Genomic DNA, 21,681 nt, shown 5'->3' with positions numbered 1-21,681 from the left:
TAAAAAAATAACTAATAGCAATTTGATAATAAATATAAATGAAAAAAAATTATTCTCTGTTTTTAGAATCTATAATAATGGTAACTGGTCCAGAATTTATTAATTGTACTTTCATATCTGCTCCAAAAATACCAGTTTGTATTGGTTTTTTTAGCACAGCCTCTAAAGTTGTGTTAAATGTTTTATAGAGAGGTATTGCAACTTCTGGTCGTGCGGCTTTAATATAACTTGGCCTATTCCCTTTTTTTGTACTTGCATACAATGTAAACTGACTTACCACTATGGCGTCGCCTTTAATATCTAATAAAGAGGTATTCATGACACCATTTTGGTCTTCAAAAATACGAAGATTTGCAACTTTATTAGTTAACCAAGTAATGTCTTCTTGAGTGTCTTCGGCAACAATACCTAAAAGAATTAAAAGTCCGTTGTCTATTGAAGCTACAGTTTTGTCTTCAATTGTAACACTTGCATTTAAAACTCTTTGGATAACAACTCTCATTTTATACTCCTATTATTCTTTATCCCAAATATCTGTTCTGTAATGCTGGTCGTCACCTTCAATAATTTGAATATAGCTTCGGTATCTAGAAGCTGCAATTTCATCTTTTTCTAAGGCTTCTTTTACAGCACATTTTGGTTCTTCTATATGTAGACAATTATTAAATTTACAGTCCTGACTTAATTTAAAAAACTCTGGGAAATAATCGCTGATTTCTTCTTTTTCCATATCTACAACACCAAAACCTTTAATTCCTGGTGTATCAATAATTTTTGCATAAAAACTTAAGTCGAACATTTCTGCAAATGTGGTGGTGTGTTGTCCTTGAGAGTGTTGCGTAGAAATAGATTTTGTTTTTAAATCTAAACTAGGTTCAATAGTATTTACTAAAGTAGATTTCCCAACTCCAGAATGACCAGTAAATACACTAACTTTACCTTCCATTAAAGCTTTAATTTTATCTATATTCTCTCCAGTTTTGGCCGAAACACTTACGCATTCGTAACCAGTATTTCTATAGATATGCTCTAAATATTTTACCTCTAAAATAGTATCTTCATTATAGGTGTCTATTTTATTAAAAACTAATATTGTTTTAATGGAATACGCTTGCGCTGTTACTAAAAAACGATCGATAAAACTGGTAAATGTAGGAGGATTATCTATAGTAATTAATAGAAAAACCTGATCGATATTAGAAGCGATAATATGTGTTTGCTTAGATAAATTAACCGATTTTCTAACAATATAATTCTCGCGATCGTGAATTTTATTTATTACACCTGTCTCTTGGTCACTTTTAGTATCTAATTCAAAATCCACATAATCGCCTACAGCAATTGGATTTGTGCTTTTTATACCTTGTAAACGAAATTTACCTTTAATTCGGCATTCGTAAGTTGTACCAAGCGCTGTCTTAACGGTGTACCAACTTCCTGTAGATTTATATACTAGTCCTGTCATTCAATACAAAGATGCCACTATTAATTAATATTTAAAAATGATTAACTAATAATGGCATGTTTAAAAAATTACTAAAACTTACTATCCTTTAAGAATTTTCTCTTGATGATTAATAGATTCTTGGTGAATAGCTTTAAAGAGTTTTAAAATAAACTCTTCGCTTAAACCTTTTTCATCACCTTGAAGCACCATTTTTCCTAAGATTTCGTTCCAACGCTTACTTTGTAAAACAGCAACATTTTTCTCTTTCTTAAGTTTACCAATACCATCTGCTACTTGCATACGCTTACCCATTAAATCGATAAGTTGATTATCTACAACATCTATTTGAGCTCTTAGGTTAGTTAACTCACTATTGAAAGCTTCCTCAGGATCACTAACTTTTCGGATTTTTAAATCTTGCATCATTTTAATTAGTGCTGTTGGTGTTACTTGTTGTGCAGCATCACTCCATGCATTATCTGGGTCTGTGTGTGTTTCTACCATTAAACCATCGAAATTAAGGTCTAATGCTGTTTGAGACACATCAAAAACCATATCACGCTTTCCTGTAATATGCGATGGATCGTTAATTAAAGGTAAGTCTGGAAATCTGTTTTGAAACTCGATTGCAATTTGCCATTCTGGAATGTTTCTATATTTGGTTTTTTCGTATGTTGAAAACCCTCTGTGTATCGCTCCTAGGTTTTTAATACCAGCAGTATATAATCGTTCTATTCCACCTAACCATAAGGCTAAATCTGGATTTAATGGATTTTTTACCAACACTATTTTATCGGTTCCAGCTAAAGCATCTGCCAATTCTTGCATAATAAATGGACTTACGGTAGAGCGTGCACCAATCCAAAGTAAATCGACATCATTTTCTATCGCTAACTTTACGTGTGCAGCGTTTGCTACTTCTGTACAGGTTTTCATTCCTGTTTCCGCTTTTACCTTTTTAAGCCAATTTAAACCTAATGCACCAACGCCTTCAAACATTCCTGGACGTGTACGTGGTTTCCAAATACCTGCTCTAAAATAACTTACGTCAGTATCTTTAAGCTCGTGCGCTATTTTTAAAACTTGCGCTTCTGTCTCTGCGCTACATGGTCCAGCAATTACTAATGGATGTTCTAAATTCATGGCATCCAACCAGTTCCTCATTTCTTTTTTATTTTCCATATTACTTTTTTTTAATACCTGTCAGGTTTTTAAAACCTTACAGGAACTTATTTTATTCCGTTTAATATCTGTTTGATGTAATTGGTATCTTTCATTTCATTAAAAACACCTTCGAAATCATCATTTTGCATCATGTTTTTAAACTTTGTAAGATTGGTAATGTAATCTTCTAAAGTTTCAACCACGTTATCTTTATTTTGTTTAAAAATTGGTGTCCACATGGCTGGAGAACTTTTTGCCAAACGTACTGTACTCTCAAAACCAGAACCTGCCATATCGAAAATATCACGTTCGTTTTTTTCCTTTTCTATTACTGTTTTTCCTAGCATAAAAGCACTTATGTGCGATAAATGCGATACGTAAGCAATGTGTTTATCGTGAGATTCTGGATTCATATAACGCATTCTCATGCCTATTTCTGTAAACAGATTTAATGCTTTCTCTTGAAGTTTGAAAGCAGTTTTTTCAACTTCGCAAACAATGTTTGTTTTATGCTGAAACAAATCTAGAATTGCTGCTTTGGGACCAGAAAATTCTGTTCCTGCAATAGGATGCATGGCTAAAAAGTTTCTTCGCTTTGGATGATGTTCTACCACCTTACAAATATCTAATTTAGTAGAACCGACATCTACAACTAAACCAAAGTCTGACACTTTATCTAATACTTTTGGTAATAAAGCAACAGCAGCATCTACAGGAATAGATAATACAATCAAATCTGCTTTATCCAAATCCTCTAACGTAGCTTCTGCGTCGATAACTTGTAACTCCAGAGCTTCCGACAAATGCTGTGCGTTATTATCTATACCATAAATAGTAGCTTCTGGTCGTTTTTTCTTTATATCTAAAGCCAAACTCCCTCCTATTAATCCTACACCAATTATGTATATGTTATTTATTCCCATCTGTCTTTTAGATAGCTTCCCAAAAGGAAGAATTATATTATTTTATATTTTATACCTGTCAGGTTTTAAACAATTTACAGGAGTTTATACTCTTGAAATTGCTTCTTTAATCTGTTCTGTTGTTGCACATAACGAAAAACGCACATAACCTTCACCTTGACTACCAAAAATAGTGCCTGGAGCTATGAAAATATCGTATTCTTTTAATAGTTTATCTATAAATACTTCGGAAGAAAAATTGGAGGGCAACTTTGCCCAAACAAACAATCCGCTTGCATTTTCATTGTATGTGCACTCTAATTTTGTCGCTAGTTCCCAAACTAATCGTCTTCTTTCTTGATAGATAGCATTTAAATTTTCGAACCAAGATTGCGATACTTTTAGTGCTTCAATGGCTCCTTTTTGAATGCCATAAAACATACCAGAATCCATATTACTTTTTACTTTTAAAACTGCATTTATAAGCTCTTTATTTCCTGACAACATACCAACTCTCCAGCCAGCCATATTAAAAGTTTTACTTAAAGAGTTTAGCTCTAAACACACATCTTTAGCGCCTTCAACACTTAAAATACTTAAAGGTTCTTTGTTGAGAATAAAACTATATGGATTATCGTTTACCAGCAAAATATCATGTTTTTTTGCAAAGGTAATTAATGATTTAAACACTTCTTTTGATGCTTTTGCTCCTGTTGGCATGTGTGGATAGCTAATCCACATTATTTTTACTTTACTTAAATCTTGAGCTTCAAGTTCTAATAGATTAGGACACCAGTTATGTTTTTGATCTAAATTGTAAAAAACAGGCTTTGCTTCTAATAATTTAGTAACCGAGGTATAGGTTGGATATCCTGGATTTGGAATTAAAACTGCATCTCCTTTGTTTAAAAAAGCCATTGAAATATGCATAATACCTTCCTTACTTCCCATAAGAGGCAACACTTCTCCATCCGCATTAAGAGTTACGTTAAAATGTGTTTTATAAAAACCAGAAATAGCTTGTCTTAATTCTGGCAAACCTTGGTAGCTTTGGTATTTATGAGCATTAGCCTCTTTTAAACTATTTGCTATTGCAGTAATTACATTGCTTGGAGGTTGCAAATCTGGACTACCAATACCCAAATTAATAATAGGCTTGCTATGAGATTTAAGGCTATTTACTTCCTTTAACTTCTTAGAAAAGTAGTATTCTTCTACGCTATGTAATCTGTTTGCAACTTCCATTATAATTTTGCATTTTTATATTCTCCTAAAACCTTAAAATGTGTAGCCATTATTTCTATTATAGTTTTTACTTTTTCAAAATCTTTATAACTGTCAAAAGTCACATCTACAAAAAAAGCGTACAACCATGGTGTTTCAATTTTAGGAAGTGATTGTATTTTGGTTAAATTAAGCTTACAATCACTCATTACATTTAAAATTGCTGCCAAACTTCCGCGTTTATGATCGAGTTCGAATTTAATAGAAGCTTTATTTATTTCAGTTTTTGGAATTTCGGAATTATTTTGCCTAACAATAGCAAAACGGGTTTCGTTGTGTTTAATGGTTTGGATACTTTCTGCCAGAATATCTAACTTAAAAATTGAAGCTGCCAGACTACTAGCTATTGCAGCAATTCCTTTTATCTTTCCTTGAGAAATACGTTGTGCAACTTCAGCTGTATCTTTATCTTCAACCAACTTAATATGTGGATAATTTTTAAAAAATACTTTGCATTGCAGTAATGCCATTGGATGCGAATACACTTCTTTTACATCTTGAATTGTTTGATTTGGCAAAGCCATTAAATTGTGCTGAATGTCAAGATAATGCTCACCTACTATGTGTAAATTATTAGCATCTATTAACGCATAATTTGGTATTATAGATCCTGCAATAGAATTCTCTAAAGCCATAATTGCAGCTTCGGTTTTTCCAGACAATAAAGCTTCTACAGTTTCATCAAAAGACAAACACTCGTTTACAGCAGTTTGCTCACCAAAATAGTCTTGCGACACAATATGGTGAAACGATCCTTTTACGCCTTGTATAGCTACTATTTTAATCAAATTATTTTTGTTTTTAGATATAAAAAAAGTCTCGATGTACATCGAGACTTTTTTAAAATATATGTTTATTTCAATTACATATAAGCAGTCTCGTTCTTTTTGCAAAAAAAGAAATAGTACCAGCTGTAATATGTATTTTGAATTGTTTTCATTGTAATTATGGTGCTAATGTAAATAATTAAATCACAAATAAAAATACTAAAGCATGAATTTTAGGGTTTTAAGTAAAGATTTAAAGATTTACTAACAATGTGCTTTATAAATTACAGAATGTTTATTTTTGAAGAAAGAATATAAGATGTCTATAAAAGTTGAAAATATAACTAAGGTTTATGGTGAGCAAAAAGCACTACATAATGTGTCTTTTGAAATTGACAAACCTGAAATTGTTGGCTTTCTTGGTCCAAATGGTGCTGGTAAATCTACTATGATGAAGATATTAACCACTTTTATCAATCCAACAAAAGGTGAAGCAGCAGTAAACGGACACGACATTAATACCAATGCAAAACTTGTGCAACAAAGTGTTGGCTACTTGCCAGAGCACAATCCTTTATATTTAGAACAGTACGTTCGTGAATATTTAGACTTTAACGCAAAGGTTTATAAAGTAGATAAAAGTAGAATTGAAGATGTGATTAATCTTACTGGCCTTGCTCCAGAGGCTCACAAAAAAATAAGTCAACTTTCTAAAGGTTATAGACAGCGTGTTGGTTTAGCAAATGCGTTATTGCATAATCCAGATGTTTTAATACTAGACGAGCCTACTACTGGTTTAGATCCTAATCAATTAGTTGCTATTAGAGACTTAATTAAATCCATAGGTAAAGAAAAAACCGTATTTCTATCTACTCATATCATGCAAGAAGTTGAAGCGATGTGTGATCGTGTTATTATAATTAATAAAGGCGAAATTGTAGCCAATAAAAAACTAACTGAACTACGCGAAGGACAAGAACAAATAGTTATTGTAGAGTTCGATTATAGAGTGGAAGATGCATTTTTACTAAAATTACCAAACGCAAAAAGCGTTAAAAACACACATGATTTTATTTACGAAATCACCTTCTCTACAAAAGACGATATGCGTTCTCATGTGTTCGATTTTGCTCATGATAATGAATTGAAAATTTTACAACTAAACCAGAAAAACGCAAGTTTAGAGAGTATGTTTAGGGAGTTAACTGCTTAATTCTAGTCTTAAATGCAGCTTTTTATTTGTTGTGATGCTCTCAGGTTTGTTAATACTAATTACAAAAACTAATACCTTTATTTATGAGTTTAGAGTAATTAAATTTGTGATTCGCTGTTTCAAAAAGCATTTATAAAAATAACTTTAGAAAAACCTAACACATAATTTAGTGAAACAATCTAAGCTAATACTTCCAATAATTGTCATCTCACAATTCTGCTGTACATCACTTTGGTTTGCTGTTAACGGTGTAATGAGTGATCTTTTAGCAACTTTCAACCTTAAAACCAGTGCTTTAGCGCATTTAACATCTGCTGTTCAATTTGGTTTTATTCTAGGCACACTAATATTCGCTGTTTTAACTATTGCAGACCGTTATTCGCCATCAAAAGTATTTTTTTATTGTGCTTTACTTGGCTCACTATTTAATGTTGGATTAATATGGGATGGACATAGTTTAGGAAGTATTGTTTCGCTTCGTTTTATTACAGGCATTTTTTTGGCAGGAATTTATCCTGTAGGCATGAAAATAGCTGCAGATTATTATAAAAAAGGTTTAGGTAAGTCTCTTGGCTTTCTAGTAGGCGCATTAGTTATTGGCACTGCATTTCCTCATTTAGCAAAAGCAATTACCAATACATTTCCCTGGCAATCTGTACTAATCTTAACATCGTCTCTTGCTGTGTTAGGTGGTTTATCGGTATTTATTATGGTTCCTGATGGTCCTTACCGCAAACCAGGAAATACGTTAGACGCATCAGCTTTTTTTGATGTCTTTAAAAATCATAAATTTCGTTCTGCAGCCTTTGGTTATTTTGGTCATATGTGGGAATTATATGCTTTCTGGGCATTTGTACCAATAATACTAAAAACCTATAGTAAAGCACATCCTGAAGCAGTATTTAATATTCCTGTATTGTCTTTCCTAATAATAGGAATAGGTGGTTTTGCCTGTGTACTTAGTGGATATCTTGGGCAAAAATTTGGAGCCAAACGAATAGCCTTCTTAACATTATTATTATCCTGCGTATGTTGTCTTGTTTCTCCATTGCTCTTTGAAACTAAATCTGAGAGTTTGTTTATTGGTTTTCTGCTTTTTTGGGGAATGGTTGTTATAGCAGACTCACCACTTTTCTCAACATTAGTAGCTAAAAATGCATCGGCAGAAATAAAAGCTACTGCACTTACTATTGTAAATTGTATTGGGTTCTCGATAACCATAATTAGCATTCAGCTTCTTAATACATTACAGGAATCAATAAATCCCATCTTTATTTATACACTATTAGCAATAGGACCAATTTTAGGTTTGATAGCATTATATAACAAGAAAAATAATAGTATACAACACCATTAATAACTAAAGACAATGTCTTTTTGTACTCATAAAATCAATAGGCTTTTTAACAGTTCATTTCTATTTATTAAATGAGTTAATTATCAACCAAACCGCAACTAATTTTTTACTGTTTTATTATAAAAATTACAACCAAATGCATCATTTTTTAAGAATATTACCCTTACTACTTTTAACAATTTTTAATTGTACTGCACAACAAAACGAATTCTCTCATTTTATACCTAAAGGATATGTAGCGGTTGAAAAACAGTTTGGAGACTTAAATAATGATGATGAGGTAGATTGTGTAATTATAATTAAAAAAACAGATAAAAATAATATCGTAAAGAATAGGTTTGATAAAAAAGTAGACCAAAATAGACGAGGACTAATTATATTATTGAAAAATGGCAATAGTTATCGAATTGCAGATAAAAACTATGATTGCTTTTCATCTGAGAATGAAGATGGAGGTGTCTATTATCAACCACAATTATCTATTAAAATTAAAAAGGGAAACCTAATTGTAAACTACAATCATGGTAGATATGGCTTTTGGAACTATACTTTTAGATTTAAAAATTCTCATTTCGAATTAATCAATTACGATGCAACTCATGGAGGCGCTATAATTGAAAGCGAATTGTATATTGATTTTTTAACGAAAAAGAAGCTAGTTATAGAGTACACAAATACAAATGAAGAAAATAATGAAACGTTTAAAGAAACTTGGTATGATATTGAAATAGAACCTCTATTAAAATTATCAAGCATCAAAGATTTTGACACGCTAGAAATGTATCATTTTTAAAAACTAACGTACGGAATCTTAAACTCAACTTTTTAGCAAGTAGAAACTTAACATTTGTTTTAAGCATATATTATTCAAAAATAACTCGTCCTGTATATTGCTCTGTAATATCTATATTTGGAGGTGTTGTTACCGAAATAATATTTCCTGTGCTTACCAAGTTGGCTGTTAAAGATTGTTGTGGATTTACAATAATATCGTTAGTACCACGATGTTCAACTACTACATTCTGAGAAATAAAATTTCTACCTTCAAAACGCGCATCACCAGATGCAAACTGAATATTTAGATTATCTGTATTACCTTCAATAGTTAAGCTTGATAAATTATTAAGTATAACGTTTAGAGCACTATTTTCAATGTGCATATTAAAAACACCAACGGTATGAAATTCTCCGGAGTAATCCTCTGACAACAAGGTTATATTTGGATAGGTTAAAACACCATCGCTTCTGGTTGGTAAACCTGTGCTGCTTCTTATTTCGGTTAAGTTTGGAGCTGTAACGTATATTTTGGTAATTCCATATTCACGTGTTAAATTACAACCATTATTATTAATTAATAATAGTTTTCCGTTTTCAACTTTTACTTCAATGTCATCCATTAAATACTCTCCTGTTTCAACTAAAACTTTGTGTTCTGGACCTTCTTTTACTATAAGTTCTATTCGTTGAAATACGGTAACTTTCGTAAAAGCTGTGACTGTAAATTCTTTTTGAATAATGTCTCCAGAATTTTGAATACAATCTGGTGCATTTTCGCTATTGCAAGAAGCAAGTATCACAATTGATAAAATGAATACTATTTTTTTCATACTTAATGTTTATTATAACATTTTTTTTAATGTAATAGATTAAAGTCTAATTCCTATTCCAAATTCTACTGCTTCTGCTTTTGCTCCATGAGCTTTTAAGGTAAGCGCGCCAAAAAACGTATCTCCAAAATAACGTTTAAATCCTATTCTGTTATAAACACGACCTTCGTAATCGTAAGGATAATAGACGTAGTAACCTAGTTGAGCTTCAAAAGACATTTTATTAATAAATAACTCATGACCTATAAATACACCTACGCGTCTATAATCTTCATCTCCACTTACATTATCTTCAGGAAAAGCAACAGCATAATACTTTATAGATTCTTTTAAAAAGTTTGAAAAGAAAACTTCTGTCCCTAATTGAATAGCACTTTTTCTATTTAAACGCTTATCTGCATAGGCTGATAGAATATAAAATGCATACTGTCCAGAATTATTTACATCACTTTCGTTTACACCACCTCTTATGGCAAAGTTGTACTTTATTTTTTCTGTAAATTGGTTGTCTTCAGTCGATGCCTTATATTCTGGTTGTTTATCATACCCAAACATGTAATTTGCGCCTACATTAAAAGTAAATGTATTGGTCGATGCATTTGGTGCTTTAAAATTAGCATTAGAATAATGGATAATAGATATTCCTGCTTGCAATCCAAATCCTTTATAGATATTTTGTTTATCGTAGTTTAATTGAAAATAAGTAGAGCTTAATAAATCTGATCCATAAGCATTGTTTCTAAAATTAGTAACCTTATCATAAGGGTTTGTTGTGTAAGCAATACCTTGTGCTAATCTAAGTTTTAGGTTTCTTTTTAAAAAGTAGAAATTATAATGTGCATACAATCCATAATTTTCTCCAAGATATTCGTTTGCCATGTCTTGATAAATAAAAGACACACCAAAATCTGGATAATTATATCTACTCTCCCAAGCCTCTCTGCCAAAAGTTTTCTGATTAAAACTTAATATTAAACCATTTTGATGGCCTGTAATTAAGTGTGCAATATCTGAGTTGTGCTCGAAAATTGTTCCATAAAAATAATTAGCATCTATTGTATAAGGGCTTTTTTCTTCTTGGCCAAAAGCATAAAAAGAAAGCAATAAAATATAAACGGATAATAAATACTTCATGTATTAAATTAATTAGTTGGCAAAAGTATGGAAATTATTATTACTTAAATTCTTTCAACAACGCCAATTAAATAAGATTGAGTTAAAAAATGTGAAATAAATTTTCAATCCATTTAATTTTTTTACTTTTGCTAAAATTAATTTTGAGGACGGATTTGACTGATTGCAACCTCTATAAAAAATGCTAAAGGCAGTGTAAACTACCTTCGACGCATTCGTCAAATCCTTTAAATATAATAAAAAAATTATGGCGTATTTATTTACATCAGAAAGTGTTTCTGAAGGACATCCAGACAAAGTTGCAGACCAAATTAGTGATGCATTAATAGACCACTTTTTAGCTTTCGATAGCGACTCTAAAGTAGCTTGCGAAACGCTAGTAACTACAGGACAAGTAGTGCTTGCAGGAGAAGTAAAGTCTAACACTTACTTAGATGTGCAAAAAATAGCACGAGACACTATAAACAAAATTGGTTATACTAAAAGTGAATACATGTTCGATGGGAATTCGTGTGGTGTTTTTAGTGCCATTCACGAACAAAGTGAAGACATAAATCGTGGTGTAGATCGTGCTACAAAAGAAGAACAAGGTGCTGGAGACCAAGGTATGATGTTTGGTTATGCTACCAATGAAACTGAAAACTACATGCCTTTGGCTTTAGATTTATCTCACAAAATTTTAATTGAATTAGCAGCATTGCGTCGTGAAAATAAAGACATTACTTATTTAAGACCAGACTCTAAAAGTCAAGTTACCATAGAATATAGTGATGATAATGTACCACAGCGCATCGATGCTATTGTAGTATCAACACAGCATGACGATTTCAATACTAATGACGAAGTTATGCTTGCAAAAATTAGAAAAGATATTGTAGATATTTTAATTCCTAGAGTTATTGCAAAACTTCCAGAAGACATTAAAATATTATTTAATAACGATATTAAATACCATATAAATCCTACCGGAAAATTTGTTATTGGTGGACCTCATGGAGATACAGGATTAACAGGACGTAAAATTATTGTAGATACTTATGGTGGTAAAGGTGCGCATGGTGGTGGTGCTTTTTCTGGAAAAGATCCTAGTAAGGTCGATAGAAGTGCTGCTTATGCAACAAGACATATTGCTAAAAACCTAGTAGCAGCAGGTGTTTGCGATGAAATATTAGTACAAGTTTCTTATGCTATTGGTGTTGTAGAGCCTATGGGTATTTTTGTGGATACTTATGGTACTTGCCCATTTAACTTAACAGATGGTGAAATTTCTGAAAAGATTTCTAAGGTTTTCGATATGAGACCTTCTGCAATAGAAACACTTTTAAAATTACGAAACCCTATGTATAGCGAAACCGCTGCTTATGGTCACATGGGAAGAACAAACGAAACGGTTTCTAAAACTTTTTCTCAACCAAATGGAGAAGATATTACTGTAGATGTTGAATTATTTACTTGGGAAAAATTAGATTATGTAGACAAAGTAAAAGCCGAATTTGGCTTGTAAAAAATAAGATAAAAAATCGTTTGCGAGTATGATAAACAATATTATATTTGCAATCGTTTTTGGGGAGATACTCAAGCGGCCAACGAGGGCAGACTGTAAATCTGCTGACTACGTCTTCGCAGGTTCGAATCCTGCTCTCCCCACATTTTAAAAGTCTATACGAAAGTATAGGCTTTTTTATTTTATAACATAGTGTTACCTTGAAACAATTAAAAATCGTGAAATGAATAAAACCGTTACAGAAGCCATTACATACAGACGTTCCATTAGAGCTTATCAAGACACAGAAATAGACACAGAGAAGGTAAAACAATGCATTTACAATGCATCTTTAGCGCCTACTAGTAGCAATTTACAACTTTGGGAATTTTATCATGTTACAGACACTACTAAACTAAACCAATTAGCAAAAGCTTGCTTTAACCAAAGTGCAGCAAAAACAGCAAAACAGTTAGTTATAGTTGTTACAAGAAAAGATTTATGGAAACAACGTGCTAAGGCAAACATTAGCTTTTTAAATAGTGTTTATAACAAACCAGATTTAACAGCACGAGAACAAAAACGCAAAAAAATGGCTACAGATTATTACAAAAAAATAATCCCAACCATCTATACAGATTTTTTAGGTGTTCTTGGATTGCTAAAATATTTTACATTTCAAATTGTAGGTCTTTTTAAACCTATTTACAGACAAGTAAGATCTAGCGATATGCGAATTGTAGCGCATAAAAGTGCTGGATTAGCTGCTCAAAATTTTATGATGAGTATGAGTGAGATTAATTACGACACTTGCCCAATGGAAGGTAGTGACACTTTAAAAGTAAAACAAATATTAGGTTTACCAAGAGGCGCAGAAATTAATATGGTTATTAGTTGTGGTATTAGAAAACCTGAAGGTGTTTATGGACCACGATTTAGAATTCCATTTGAAGAGGTTTATTTTAAAGTATAAAAAAAGCGAGCATTTAGCTCGCTTTTTCTTTAACTGTATTTTTAAATTCTATAAATTATAGATTGCTCTAAACGTTAAGAATCTAGGTTGTATAAAATACTCACTTGTACTTACTGAGAATCCTCCAACATTGTTAGTTAAATTTGAGTCTACATCTAATATATTAGTAGCTTTAATCTCATACTCCCACTTACTATCGTTTTCTTTTCTATACATTAAATTTGCATTCCATAAACCAAAACTATTAGTATTATCTCCAACAGTTTGTTTTGTATATCCATAATCTGTTCTAAACGTGAACTTTTTAAATATTAAAGCATCAAACTCTATAGATGGTGCATTTGTAATAATTTTAGTAGTTCTATCACCTTGATTGTTATCACTAGTAGTATACTTGTAACTTAGTTCGAAATTTGGTGCTTCTCTAAAGTTAGAACGTAACGTTGGCGTGTAAGTTTGAGAAAAATTCTTGTTTACAGATAACCGATTATTAATAAATTGATTGAATTTAGAATAATTAAAATTACCTCTTATACTCGCTTGCAACTTTCCAAAACGTCTTTGAAAACGACCACTTGCAGTAAACGTTTCATCTTCTAATCCAGAGTTAAATGGTGTACTACTTCTTATTACAGAACCTGGTTGGAATATAGATTGTGTTCTTACATTATCTATATTTTTACTATAGTTTAGGAATGCAAATACATTAGTATAATTAAACATATTAAAACTAAAATAGCTCAAGTTTAAATTATGTGATAACGAATTCTCTAAATTAGCATTACCAATAAAAGTTGAATTGTAATTATTTAATACTAGACCTCTAGCAAATTGATTAACATCTGTAAATTGTGTTTGCATACGGTATGAAAAGTTTAAGTTTTCAGACGTTTTTAATTGTACTCTTACATTTAAATCTGGTAATAATCTGAAAAAATTATCTGTTGTTTCTGTATTAAACTGATTATTTTTAACACCATAAGCATGTGCAGATAAGCCAGGACTTATAGTAAATTTACCTGTTTTATATCGATAGTGCATTCCTAAATACACATCACTAAACGTATACTTTATATCGTTAACATCTGATATACCTGTTATACTTGGACTAGAATCTAACTCGTTACCATTATCTAACGTTTGAAAAATATCTGAATCGAATTGTTGATTGCTAAATATTGTACCTAAAGTAAAGTTAATATCGCTCTTTTTATTTAAAATATTCCAATAATCTAGTTTTGCATCTAACTGGTTTGTTTTTACAAATTTCTCTTGATTAACATTATAATTAACTTGAGTTCTATCGAAACCTAAATCTTCAGCTGTAGCATCATAAGGATCTTCGTCTGGAAGCATATCGTTTGGATCTGTTCCATTATCATTATTTGTAGGATCGTTTTCTAATAATGCATTATAAAAAGGATCTTCATTTTGCAATAAATGTTGAATAGATAAAGCAAAAATATTAGTCTCGTCTAGAGTGTAATAATAATTTAGGTTTTGATTTAATCTAAAAGGTGTTGCATCTTCAAGCTGATTTACAGAACCAACCACATTAGAAAAGGTTCCATTTATTTGTTCATCTTTAGACATACGACCAATAATATCATAATCTAATTGATTGTTAGGATTTGGCTTGTATTTAGTACTTAGCTTTATTAATCCTAAATCACTTTTTTGTTTGGTGTTACTTTGGGTAAATTCGTCTGGAATACCAAAATCTGGATTAGTATATAAAACCGAACTGTTTTCTTGCAACTCAATTCTACTACTTGAAAAAATTCCAAAACCAGATAAGTCTAGAGCACTGTTTGGAGAGTAACTAAAGTTAGCTGCTCCAAACTTTGTATTTAAAGATTTTGCTTGGTTGTTTTGTAGCTGTCTAAAACTTAAATCGTTGCTTCCTAGATTTATATTAGTTCCGCTCTGTTGACTTGGCTGTTGAAAACCACCACCAAAATTAAAAATATCTCGTCTAGACAATGCTAATTCTCCAATATTATTAATATCTCCAATAACGTTAATACTCTTTTTAGGGCTGTAATAAAACAATTTTGGTTGTGCTAAATACAATTCGCTATCTGGTGAGTCTCCAACACCTGCTGTAACGGTTCCAAACCAGAAATTTTTCTTTCCTTCTTTAAGTTTAATGTTAATAGCAACATTATCTTGGTTATTGGTTACACCACTTAATTGACTATTATTAGAATAATTTTTTAATACCTGAACTTTGTCGATTGCATTTGCAGGAATGTTTTTAGTGGCAAGTTTAGAGTCTCCATCGAAAAAATCTTTGCCATCTACCATTACTTTTCCAACAGTTTTCCCTTCTACTTCAATCTCTCCATCATCATTTACCTCAACTCCTGGTAATTTTTTTAAAACATCACCTAACTTTCGCTCTGTTCCGTTTTTGAAAGAATCTGCATTGTAAGTAATAGTATCTCCACTAATTGTTACTGGCATTTCGTATACCAGCTCTACTTCATCTAGAGTATTATCTTCAACTAAACTAAAGTTTTTGCTTAAGGCTTCTTCTGTTGTTGTTACTTCTATTTCGAATGTAGTAAAACCAATATAGCTAACTTGTATACTATACGTTGTGTTTTTTCCTAAGCTTAATTTATACTTTCCAGCATCATTAGTTACAGCATAAGATTCTAGAACTTTAGACTCTTTATTAATTGCAATAACATTAGCGAATTCTAAAGGTTCTCCAGAGCTATCTGTTACGACACCTTCGTATTTAACTTGTGCAAAAGTTGTACTTGCTACTATTAAAAATAATAGCGTGAGTATATGTTTCATAAATGTGGTTTGGTTATTTTTTATAAGGTGTGTTTTCAATTATTTTCCGCGTCCTCCACGGTTTCTTCCACCATACATTTCACGCATCTCTGCCATCTTTTTTGTTACAGTTTCTGTATATTCTGCTCTAGTTACCTCTTGACCTTTAGAAGGCTTCTTTATCTCTATTTTTTCTTCAGGATTCATTACAATTTTAGAACATAAAATAGTTGTTCTACCAGAATTGATTTCTAAAATTAAACCTGGTAATCCCCAAAAATCTCCAGGACCATTATTTACTGGAATTTGCATCGTGTACCAAGCCACAACTTCTTCTTCTTTTGGAATCTCGATATCATCCATTGTAAGTGTTGTGGTTTCTTTTTCTGTAGATGCCACAGCAGAACTATCTTTTGCCTTATCTGCTTTATTAGCATCGTCTTTACCAAAAGTACTTACTGTTCTATCTCCTTTTGCTTCAGTTTCGTCTTTCTTTTTATCTTTATCTCTATCTCTTCTTCGCATTTTAGTCCAGTCTGTCTGGTCTACTGGCTTCATTGCGGTTGCTTTCATACACATATACTTACCAATTTGCTTGGTTTCACCTGTCATTTTCCACTCTAGCTTTTCTAAGGTATCGCTTATTAGAAACTGTTTACCCATAAACTCTTTATCTTCGAGTACAACACCATCTTTTAGGTTCTTGTATTGTGTTCCAGAACCCATTCCCATACTCATCATCATACCTTTTCCACCACCTGGAGTATCTAGTTGCTCTTCTTCTTTATAAATAGACTCTGTTTTGTTAAAAGTAAGTAGAAACGTTTTTTCGAACATACTTTTCATACGCTCCATAATCATTTTCTTACGTTCTGGACTCATTTCTTTTCCTCCCCAACCATCCATATCAACAGTCGTTTTAGACATGTAGGTTGCTTGACCTTGAAAGTCGTCTTGAGCAAATACAGATGCAGCTAAGCATAAGGTAATACAAGTTAATAGTGCTTTTAATTTCATGTGTTTATCTCTTAAATTTGTTTTGTAAAAATACAGTTAATTACTGTAAGACGCGAAAAAGCAAAAAATGTTTAATTTTAAAGTGTTAAATATTTCACAAAAAAATCATCCTCTTATTTTAGCTCCTAAATCAATACAAAACATTTGTTAAAAAAGTGGTTCAATTTTTGTACTTTTCACTTCGCAATGAAACAACTACTTTATTTCCTTTTTTTTATTCACTTTTCAGGTTTTACTCAAGACACTATAAAAGCAGAACTTGAAAGTAAAATCGATTTTAAAGCCGATTCTATAGTTGGTGTCGATAATTTTGGAACTATTTTTTACACTTTAAACAATTCATTAATAAAAAAGCAAGAGGATAAATTACTAAAATATAGCAATCTCCAATTAGGGCCAATAACATCGGCAAATAGCTTTAACCCGCTAAAAATTAATGTATTTTATAAAGCATTTAATACCGTTATTATTTTAGATAATAGGTTAGCTGAAATCTATAAAATAGACTTTAACCAAACCAAACCGTATAAAAACATATCTCATGTTTCTACAGGAAGTGATAATACAATATGGGTTTTTAATCAAGACCTAATGCAATTAGAATTGTACGATTATAAAAATAATACCATGCGTGCAAAAACACTACCTATAGAAGACAATATTATAGATATGGCAAGCAACTACAATTGGTGCTGGCTACTTACCAAGAAATTTATTTACAAGTACAATTATTTTGGAAGCCTTGTTTCAAAGACACCTAACATTAGTTATACCAACATTGAGGAGTGTAATGAAAACATTATACTAAAAAAAGACAATACATTATTTTACAGTGCAAAAAACACCGAAACCATTAAACCTATTAGTATTTTAAATTTGTTAATAAGTCAGTTTTTTGTAACCAATCAATTCGTGTATATTTACACAGATAAATCGCTGTATACTTACCAACTAAAATTAAAATAATATGCACGTTGCCATTGCCGGAAACATTGGAGCTGGAAAAACTACGCTCACAAAATTACTTGCTAAACATTACAAATGGGAAGCACAATTAGAAGACGTAGTAGACAATCCATACTTAGATGATTTCTACAACCAAATGGAACGCTGGAGTTTTAATTTACAAGTTTACTTTTTAAACAGTCGTTTTCGCCAAGTCGCACAAATTCGCGAAAGCGGAAAAGATATTATTCAAGACAGAACCATTTACGAAGATGCGCATATTTTTGCACCAAACCTTCATGCAATGGGCTTGATGACCAATAGGGATTTTGAAAACTATTCTTCACTTTTTGATCTTATGGAAAGTTTTGTCCAAGGTCCAGATTTATTAATCTACTTACGCAGTTCTATCTCTAATTTAGTAGCGCAAATTCACAAACGTGGTCGTGATTATGAAAACTCAATTAGTATCGATTATTTAAGTAGACTTAACGAACGTTACGAAGCTTGGATTCATGGTTATGACAAAGGTAATTTACTAATTATAGATGTAGACGACTTAGATTTTGTCTCTAATCCGGAAGACTTAGGGCTTATACTTAATAAAATTGATGCTGAAATTAATGGTTTATTTTAATTGTTATTTCAAGCTAAACCTAAGGCAAGAATACATAAAATAAAATTAGTTTAAACAATAAATCCCTTGTCACGAGCATGAACAATAGCTTGCTCACTACTTTTAACCAATAAAGCAGGCGTTGTTTTATACTGTTCAAGCAACACTTTGACACGTGTTATTTTCTTTTTATGTTTTACACTACGTAAATAAATAGCTTTAATACGCTCTGGAAATTGCTTAGCAAGTTCAATATAAATATCTGGATCATGCTCACCACTATCTCCAATTAAAATAAAAGGTAAGTTAGGATAGGTTTTAAGTAAATTTAGTATTTCTTTTTGTTTTTGCGGCTTATCATCAACTGCTTTTCGCTTTAGCATATCGCTAAAATTTCGGAGTAAAATAGGACCTTTGGGGAAATTATTTTGTCTTAAAAACAACTCTAAATATCTGTATAAATTCCACGGACTATGGCTAACGTAAAATATAGGATTAGCATTCTTACCAGATTGTCCTCTATGTAGTAAATGATAAAACTCTGCTGCTCCTTTTAAAGGCAGTCTCATTTTTGCAGACTTAAAAATAGTATTGTAAAGCAGTCTCCACTTTAAAGTAGATACAACTCCAGTGTGTAAAATCGTATCGTCTATATCACTTACAACACCAAAAGTTGCTTTAGTAGATGGTATTAATATCTCAGCTGGAAAACAATTACTGTTTTGTATGTTCCGTTTTATATTTATAGTGTTATAAGACACTTCGCAAGCTAACCAGCCTTCTTTATTTGCTAAGATTTTTAATCCCTGTAAATTGGCTTCAACTTTAAAGTAACCTTTGTTATCGCTTTTAGTGTTTAAAATGGTATCATTTGGTAATTTTATGTCTATGTCAACGTGTTTTACTTTATCCGTTTCCATACGTTTCCAGGTATTAATTAATAACCTAAAAAAACCACCTTGTTCTAAATCTATAGATTCGTCTTGTAAGGCTCTTCCACGCAAATAGAAATGCGTGTCTGTTCCATAACTTTGAAACGCAATTATTTGTAAGGGATCTTTTTTTAATCAACTCATAGCTTCAAATTAAGCATAAAAAAAACCTGCTAAACTAATTAGCAGGTTTAAATATAATATTTAAAAGAATAAATTATTTTCTTTCCTTTTCTTTTTCAGCATTAGCATATTCGCTAGCCTCATTAGTAACATCATCTAAAGTGCCTTCAAAAGTTTTTTCGGTAATTTCAGTTTTACCATCTTTAGTAATTTTGGTAGTTACAGTTGCTTTTGCTGTCTCATCTTTCATTGTTCCATTGTCAACAGTTTCAATAGAAATCTCTCTAGATACTTCTACGTTAGAATTATTTAAAGCCATCCCTTCTTCTGCATGTCCTCCTAAAATAGGCGCAATGACTAATCCAATTAAACAGGTTAGTTTAATTAATATATTCATAGATGGTCCAGAAGTGTCTTTAAATGGATCTCCTACTGTATCTCCTGTTACTGCTGCTTTATGTGCGTCAGAACCTTTGTAAGTCATTTCTCCATTTATCTCAACTCCTGCTTCAAAAGATTTCTTAGCGTTATCCCAAGCACCACCAGCATTATTTTGGAAAATTGCCCAAAGTACACCAGAAACTGTAACTCCTGCCATATAACCTCCTAACATTTCGGCTATTGCTAAATTATTCATTCCAAATAGCATTGGCACAAAAGCAATAACTAATGGAAAACCGATAGTTAATAAACCTGGTAACATCATCTCTTTTAAAGAGGCTTTAGTTGAAATTGCCACACACTTATCGTATTCTGGTTTTCCAGTACCTTCCATAATTCCAGGAATGTCTCTAAACTGACGACGAACTTCTTCTACCATTTCCATAGCAGCTTTTCCTACTGCATTCATTGCTAAAGCAGAGAATACCACTGGTACCATTCCACCAACAAATAACATGGCTAAAACTGGTGCCTTAAAAATATTAATTCCATCGATTCCAGTAAAGGTTACGTAAGCTGCAAATAAGGCTAAAGAAGTTAATGCAGCCGAAGCAATTGCAAAACCTTTTCCTGTTGCTGCTGTTGTATTACCAACAGAGTCTAAAATATCTGTACGCTCTCTTACAATTGGTTCTTGCTCACTCATTTCGGCAATACCACCTGCATTATCTGCAATAGGTCCAAAAGCATCAATTGCTAATTGCATAGCTGTTGTTGCCATCATTGCTGATGCAGCTAGAGCCACACCATAAAATCCTGCAAAGAAGTAGGATGCCCAAATGGCACCTGCAAATAAGATTACTGAAGGAAAGGTAGAAATCATACCAGTAGCTAAACCAGCAATGATATTTGTACCAGCTCCTGTGCTAGATTGTTGTACTATTTTTAAGATTGGAGATTTACCTAATCCTGTATAATATTCTGTTACTGAAGAAATGACAGCACCAACAACCAAACCAACTAGAGTTGAATAAAATACATTGATTCTTGAAATTATTCTTGGAATTTCTTCTCCAGCTGCATCTAAATTTTCTCCAAAGAAAACCATAGATATTTGTTCTGGTAACATATATGTGATTAATCCATAACAAGCTGCAGCAACTAAAAGTATAGAAGTCCAATTTCCAATATTTAAAGCGCCCATAACTTGAGTTTCTTTTGCATCGTTACTTTTAATTTTTACAAGCATTGTTCCTATAATAGAAATGATAATACCTGCACCAGCAATTGCCATTGGTAATAGGATAGGTCCTATTCCTCCAAAGGCATCTGAAATAGTACCTCCCATGTCTTTAATTACATAGTTACCTAATACCATTGCAGCTAATACCGTAGCTACATAAGAACCAAATAAATCAGCTCCCATACCAGCAACATCTCCAACGTTATCTCCTACATTATCTGCAATTGTAGCAGGGTTTCTTGGATCATCTTCAGGAATTCCTGCTTCAACTTTACCAACTAAGTCAGCACCTACATCTGCAGCTTT

General features: G+C 31.9%; 19 protein-coding genes and 1 tRNA gene. 8 read left to right on the top strand and 12 right to left on the bottom strand.

Annotated elements, in window-relative coordinates:
- Window positions 1–49: 49 nt before the first annotated feature.
- The 6 genes from dtd to P8H50_RS03460 all read right to left on the bottom strand — a co-directional run bounded on the left by dtd (window position 50) and on the right by P8H50_RS03460 (window position 5,585).
- Window positions 50–502: a D-aminoacyl-tRNA deacylase gene (gene dtd / locus P8H50_RS03485; RefSeq protein WP_300205644.1), complete on the bottom strand. Its 453-nt coding sequence runs from the start codon at window positions 500–502 to the stop codon at window positions 50–52.
- A 12-nt stretch (window positions 503–514) separates the two neighbouring features.
- Window positions 515–1,465 (bottom strand): ribosome small subunit-dependent GTPase A, encoded by a 951-nt coding sequence (rsgA, locus tag P8H50_RS03480; RefSeq protein WP_300205642.1) that lies wholly within the window; start codon window positions 1,463–1,465, stop codon window positions 515–517.
- Between the two features lie 81 nt (window positions 1,466–1,546).
- On the bottom strand, window positions 1,547–2,629 hold the full coding sequence (locus tag P8H50_RS03475) for a bifunctional 3-deoxy-7-phosphoheptulonate synthase/chorismate mutase type II (RefSeq protein WP_300205640.1): 1,083 nt from the start codon (window positions 2,627–2,629) through the stop codon (window positions 1,547–1,549).
- Window positions 2,630–2,676: 47 nt separating this feature from the next.
- A complete protein-coding gene (locus P8H50_RS03470) occupies window positions 2,677–3,528 on the bottom strand; it encodes a prephenate dehydrogenase (protein WP_300205750.1) in 852 nt (283 codons plus the stop codon).
- 90 nt (window positions 3,529–3,618) lie between these two features.
- Window positions 3,619–4,761 (bottom strand): aminotransferase class I/II-fold pyridoxal phosphate-dependent enzyme, encoded by a 1,143-nt coding sequence (locus P8H50_RS03465; protein ID WP_300205748.1) that lies wholly within the window; start codon window positions 4,759–4,761, stop codon window positions 3,619–3,621.
- On the bottom strand, window positions 4,758–5,585 hold the full coding sequence (locus P8H50_RS03460) for a prephenate dehydratase (RefSeq protein ID WP_300205638.1): 828 nt from the start codon (window positions 5,583–5,585) through the stop codon (window positions 4,758–4,760). The genes P8H50_RS03465 and P8H50_RS03460 overlap by 4 nt, the downstream gene beginning before the upstream one ends.
- A gap of 298 nt (window positions 5,586–5,883) precedes the next feature.
- Here P8H50_RS03460 and gldA point away from each other — a divergent pair, with 298 nt between their 5' ends.
- The 3 genes from gldA to P8H50_RS03445 all read left to right on the top strand — a co-directional run bounded on the left by gldA (window position 5,884) and on the right by P8H50_RS03445 (window position 8,927).
- Complete coding sequence (gldA, locus tag P8H50_RS03455) at window positions 5,884–6,777, top strand: gliding motility-associated ABC transporter ATP-binding subunit GldA (RefSeq protein WP_300205636.1); 894 nt, start codon at window positions 5,884–5,886, stop codon at window positions 6,775–6,777.
- 169 nt (window positions 6,778–6,946) lie between these two features.
- Window positions 6,947–8,134: an MFS transporter gene (locus tag P8H50_RS03450; RefSeq protein ID WP_300205633.1), complete on the top strand. Its 1,188-nt coding sequence runs from the start codon at window positions 6,947–6,949 to the stop codon at window positions 8,132–8,134.
- Window positions 8,135–8,270: 136 nt separating this feature from the next.
- The gene (locus P8H50_RS03445; protein ID WP_300205631.1) at window positions 8,271–8,927 is read left to right on the top strand and encodes a hypothetical protein; all 657 of its coding nucleotides are present in this window, start codon (window positions 8,271–8,273) and stop codon (window positions 8,925–8,927) included.
- 70 nt (window positions 8,928–8,997) lie between these two features.
- On the opposite strand, the gene P8H50_RS03440 is transcribed toward P8H50_RS03445, so the two are convergent.
- Window positions 8,998–9,741 carry a head GIN domain-containing protein gene (locus P8H50_RS03440; protein WP_300205629.1) on the bottom strand — a complete coding sequence of 248 codons (744 nt, stop codon included), beginning with the start codon at window positions 9,739–9,741 and terminating at the stop codon, window positions 8,998–9,000.
- 39 nt (window positions 9,742–9,780) lie between these two features.
- Entirely contained in the window at window positions 9,781–10,875 is a 1,095-nt protein-coding gene (locus P8H50_RS03435; RefSeq protein WP_300205627.1) for an acyloxyacyl hydrolase, read from the bottom strand.
- Window positions 10,876–11,122: 247 nt separating this feature from the next.
- On the opposite strand from P8H50_RS03435, the gene metK reads away from it, so the two are divergent.
- From metK to P8H50_RS03420, 3 genes are all read left to right on the top strand, one after another.
- The gene (gene metK, locus P8H50_RS03430) at window positions 11,123–12,379 is read left to right on the top strand and encodes a methionine adenosyltransferase (protein ID WP_300205625.1); all 1,257 of its coding nucleotides are present in this window, start codon (window positions 11,123–11,125) and stop codon (window positions 12,377–12,379) included.
- A gap of 61 nt (window positions 12,380–12,440) precedes the next feature.
- A tRNA-Tyr gene (locus P8H50_RS03425) sits at window positions 12,441–12,522 on the top strand.
- 80 nt (window positions 12,523–12,602) lie between these two features.
- Window positions 12,603–13,331: a nitroreductase family protein gene (locus tag P8H50_RS03420; RefSeq protein WP_300205623.1), complete on the top strand. Its 729-nt coding sequence runs from the start codon at window positions 12,603–12,605 to the stop codon at window positions 13,329–13,331.
- Between the two features lie 48 nt (window positions 13,332–13,379).
- Here the strand turns inward: P8H50_RS03420 and P8H50_RS03415 are convergent, their stop codons facing one another.
- Together P8H50_RS03415 and P8H50_RS03410 are read right to left on the bottom strand one after the other, a co-directional pair.
- Window positions 13,380–16,139 (bottom strand): carboxypeptidase regulatory-like domain-containing protein, encoded by a 2,760-nt coding sequence (locus P8H50_RS03415; RefSeq protein ID WP_300205621.1) that lies wholly within the window; start codon window positions 16,137–16,139, stop codon window positions 13,380–13,382.
- 39 nt (window positions 16,140–16,178) lie between these two features.
- Complete coding sequence (locus P8H50_RS03410) at window positions 16,179–17,135, bottom strand: GLPGLI family protein (RefSeq protein ID WP_300205619.1); 957 nt, start codon at window positions 17,133–17,135, stop codon at window positions 16,179–16,181.
- A gap of 186 nt (window positions 17,136–17,321) precedes the next feature.
- Between P8H50_RS03410 and P8H50_RS03405 the strand changes: the two genes are divergently transcribed.
- Both P8H50_RS03405 and P8H50_RS03400 read left to right on the top strand, forming a co-directional pair.
- On the top strand, window positions 17,322–18,101 hold the full coding sequence (locus P8H50_RS03405) for a hypothetical protein (protein ID WP_300205617.1): 780 nt from the start codon (window positions 17,322–17,324) through the stop codon (window positions 18,099–18,101).
- Window position 18,102: 1 nt separating this feature from the next.
- The gene (locus P8H50_RS03400) at window positions 18,103–18,717 is read left to right on the top strand and encodes a deoxynucleoside kinase (protein ID WP_300205615.1); all 615 of its coding nucleotides are present in this window, start codon (window positions 18,103–18,105) and stop codon (window positions 18,715–18,717) included.
- Between the two features lie 50 nt (window positions 18,718–18,767).
- On the opposite strand, the gene P8H50_RS03395 is transcribed toward P8H50_RS03400, so the two are convergent.
- Entirely contained in the window at window positions 18,768–19,700 is a 933-nt protein-coding gene (locus tag P8H50_RS03395) for a phosphatase domain-containing protein (protein WP_366900953.1), read from the bottom strand.
- A 145-nt stretch (window positions 19,701–19,845) separates the two neighbouring features.
- The coding region (locus P8H50_RS03390) for a sodium-translocating pyrophosphatase (RefSeq protein WP_300205613.1) at window positions 19,846–21,681 on the bottom strand (1,836 nt) is incomplete at its 5' end.

It is taken from the genome of Lacinutrix sp. (genome assembly GCF_029238095.1).
Lineage (GTDB): Bacteria > Bacteroidota > Bacteroidia > Flavobacteriales > Flavobacteriaceae > Lacinutrix.
The sequence above is the reverse complement of the archived record's forward strand: the minus strand, read 5'-3'. Positions and strand labels throughout refer to the sequence as shown.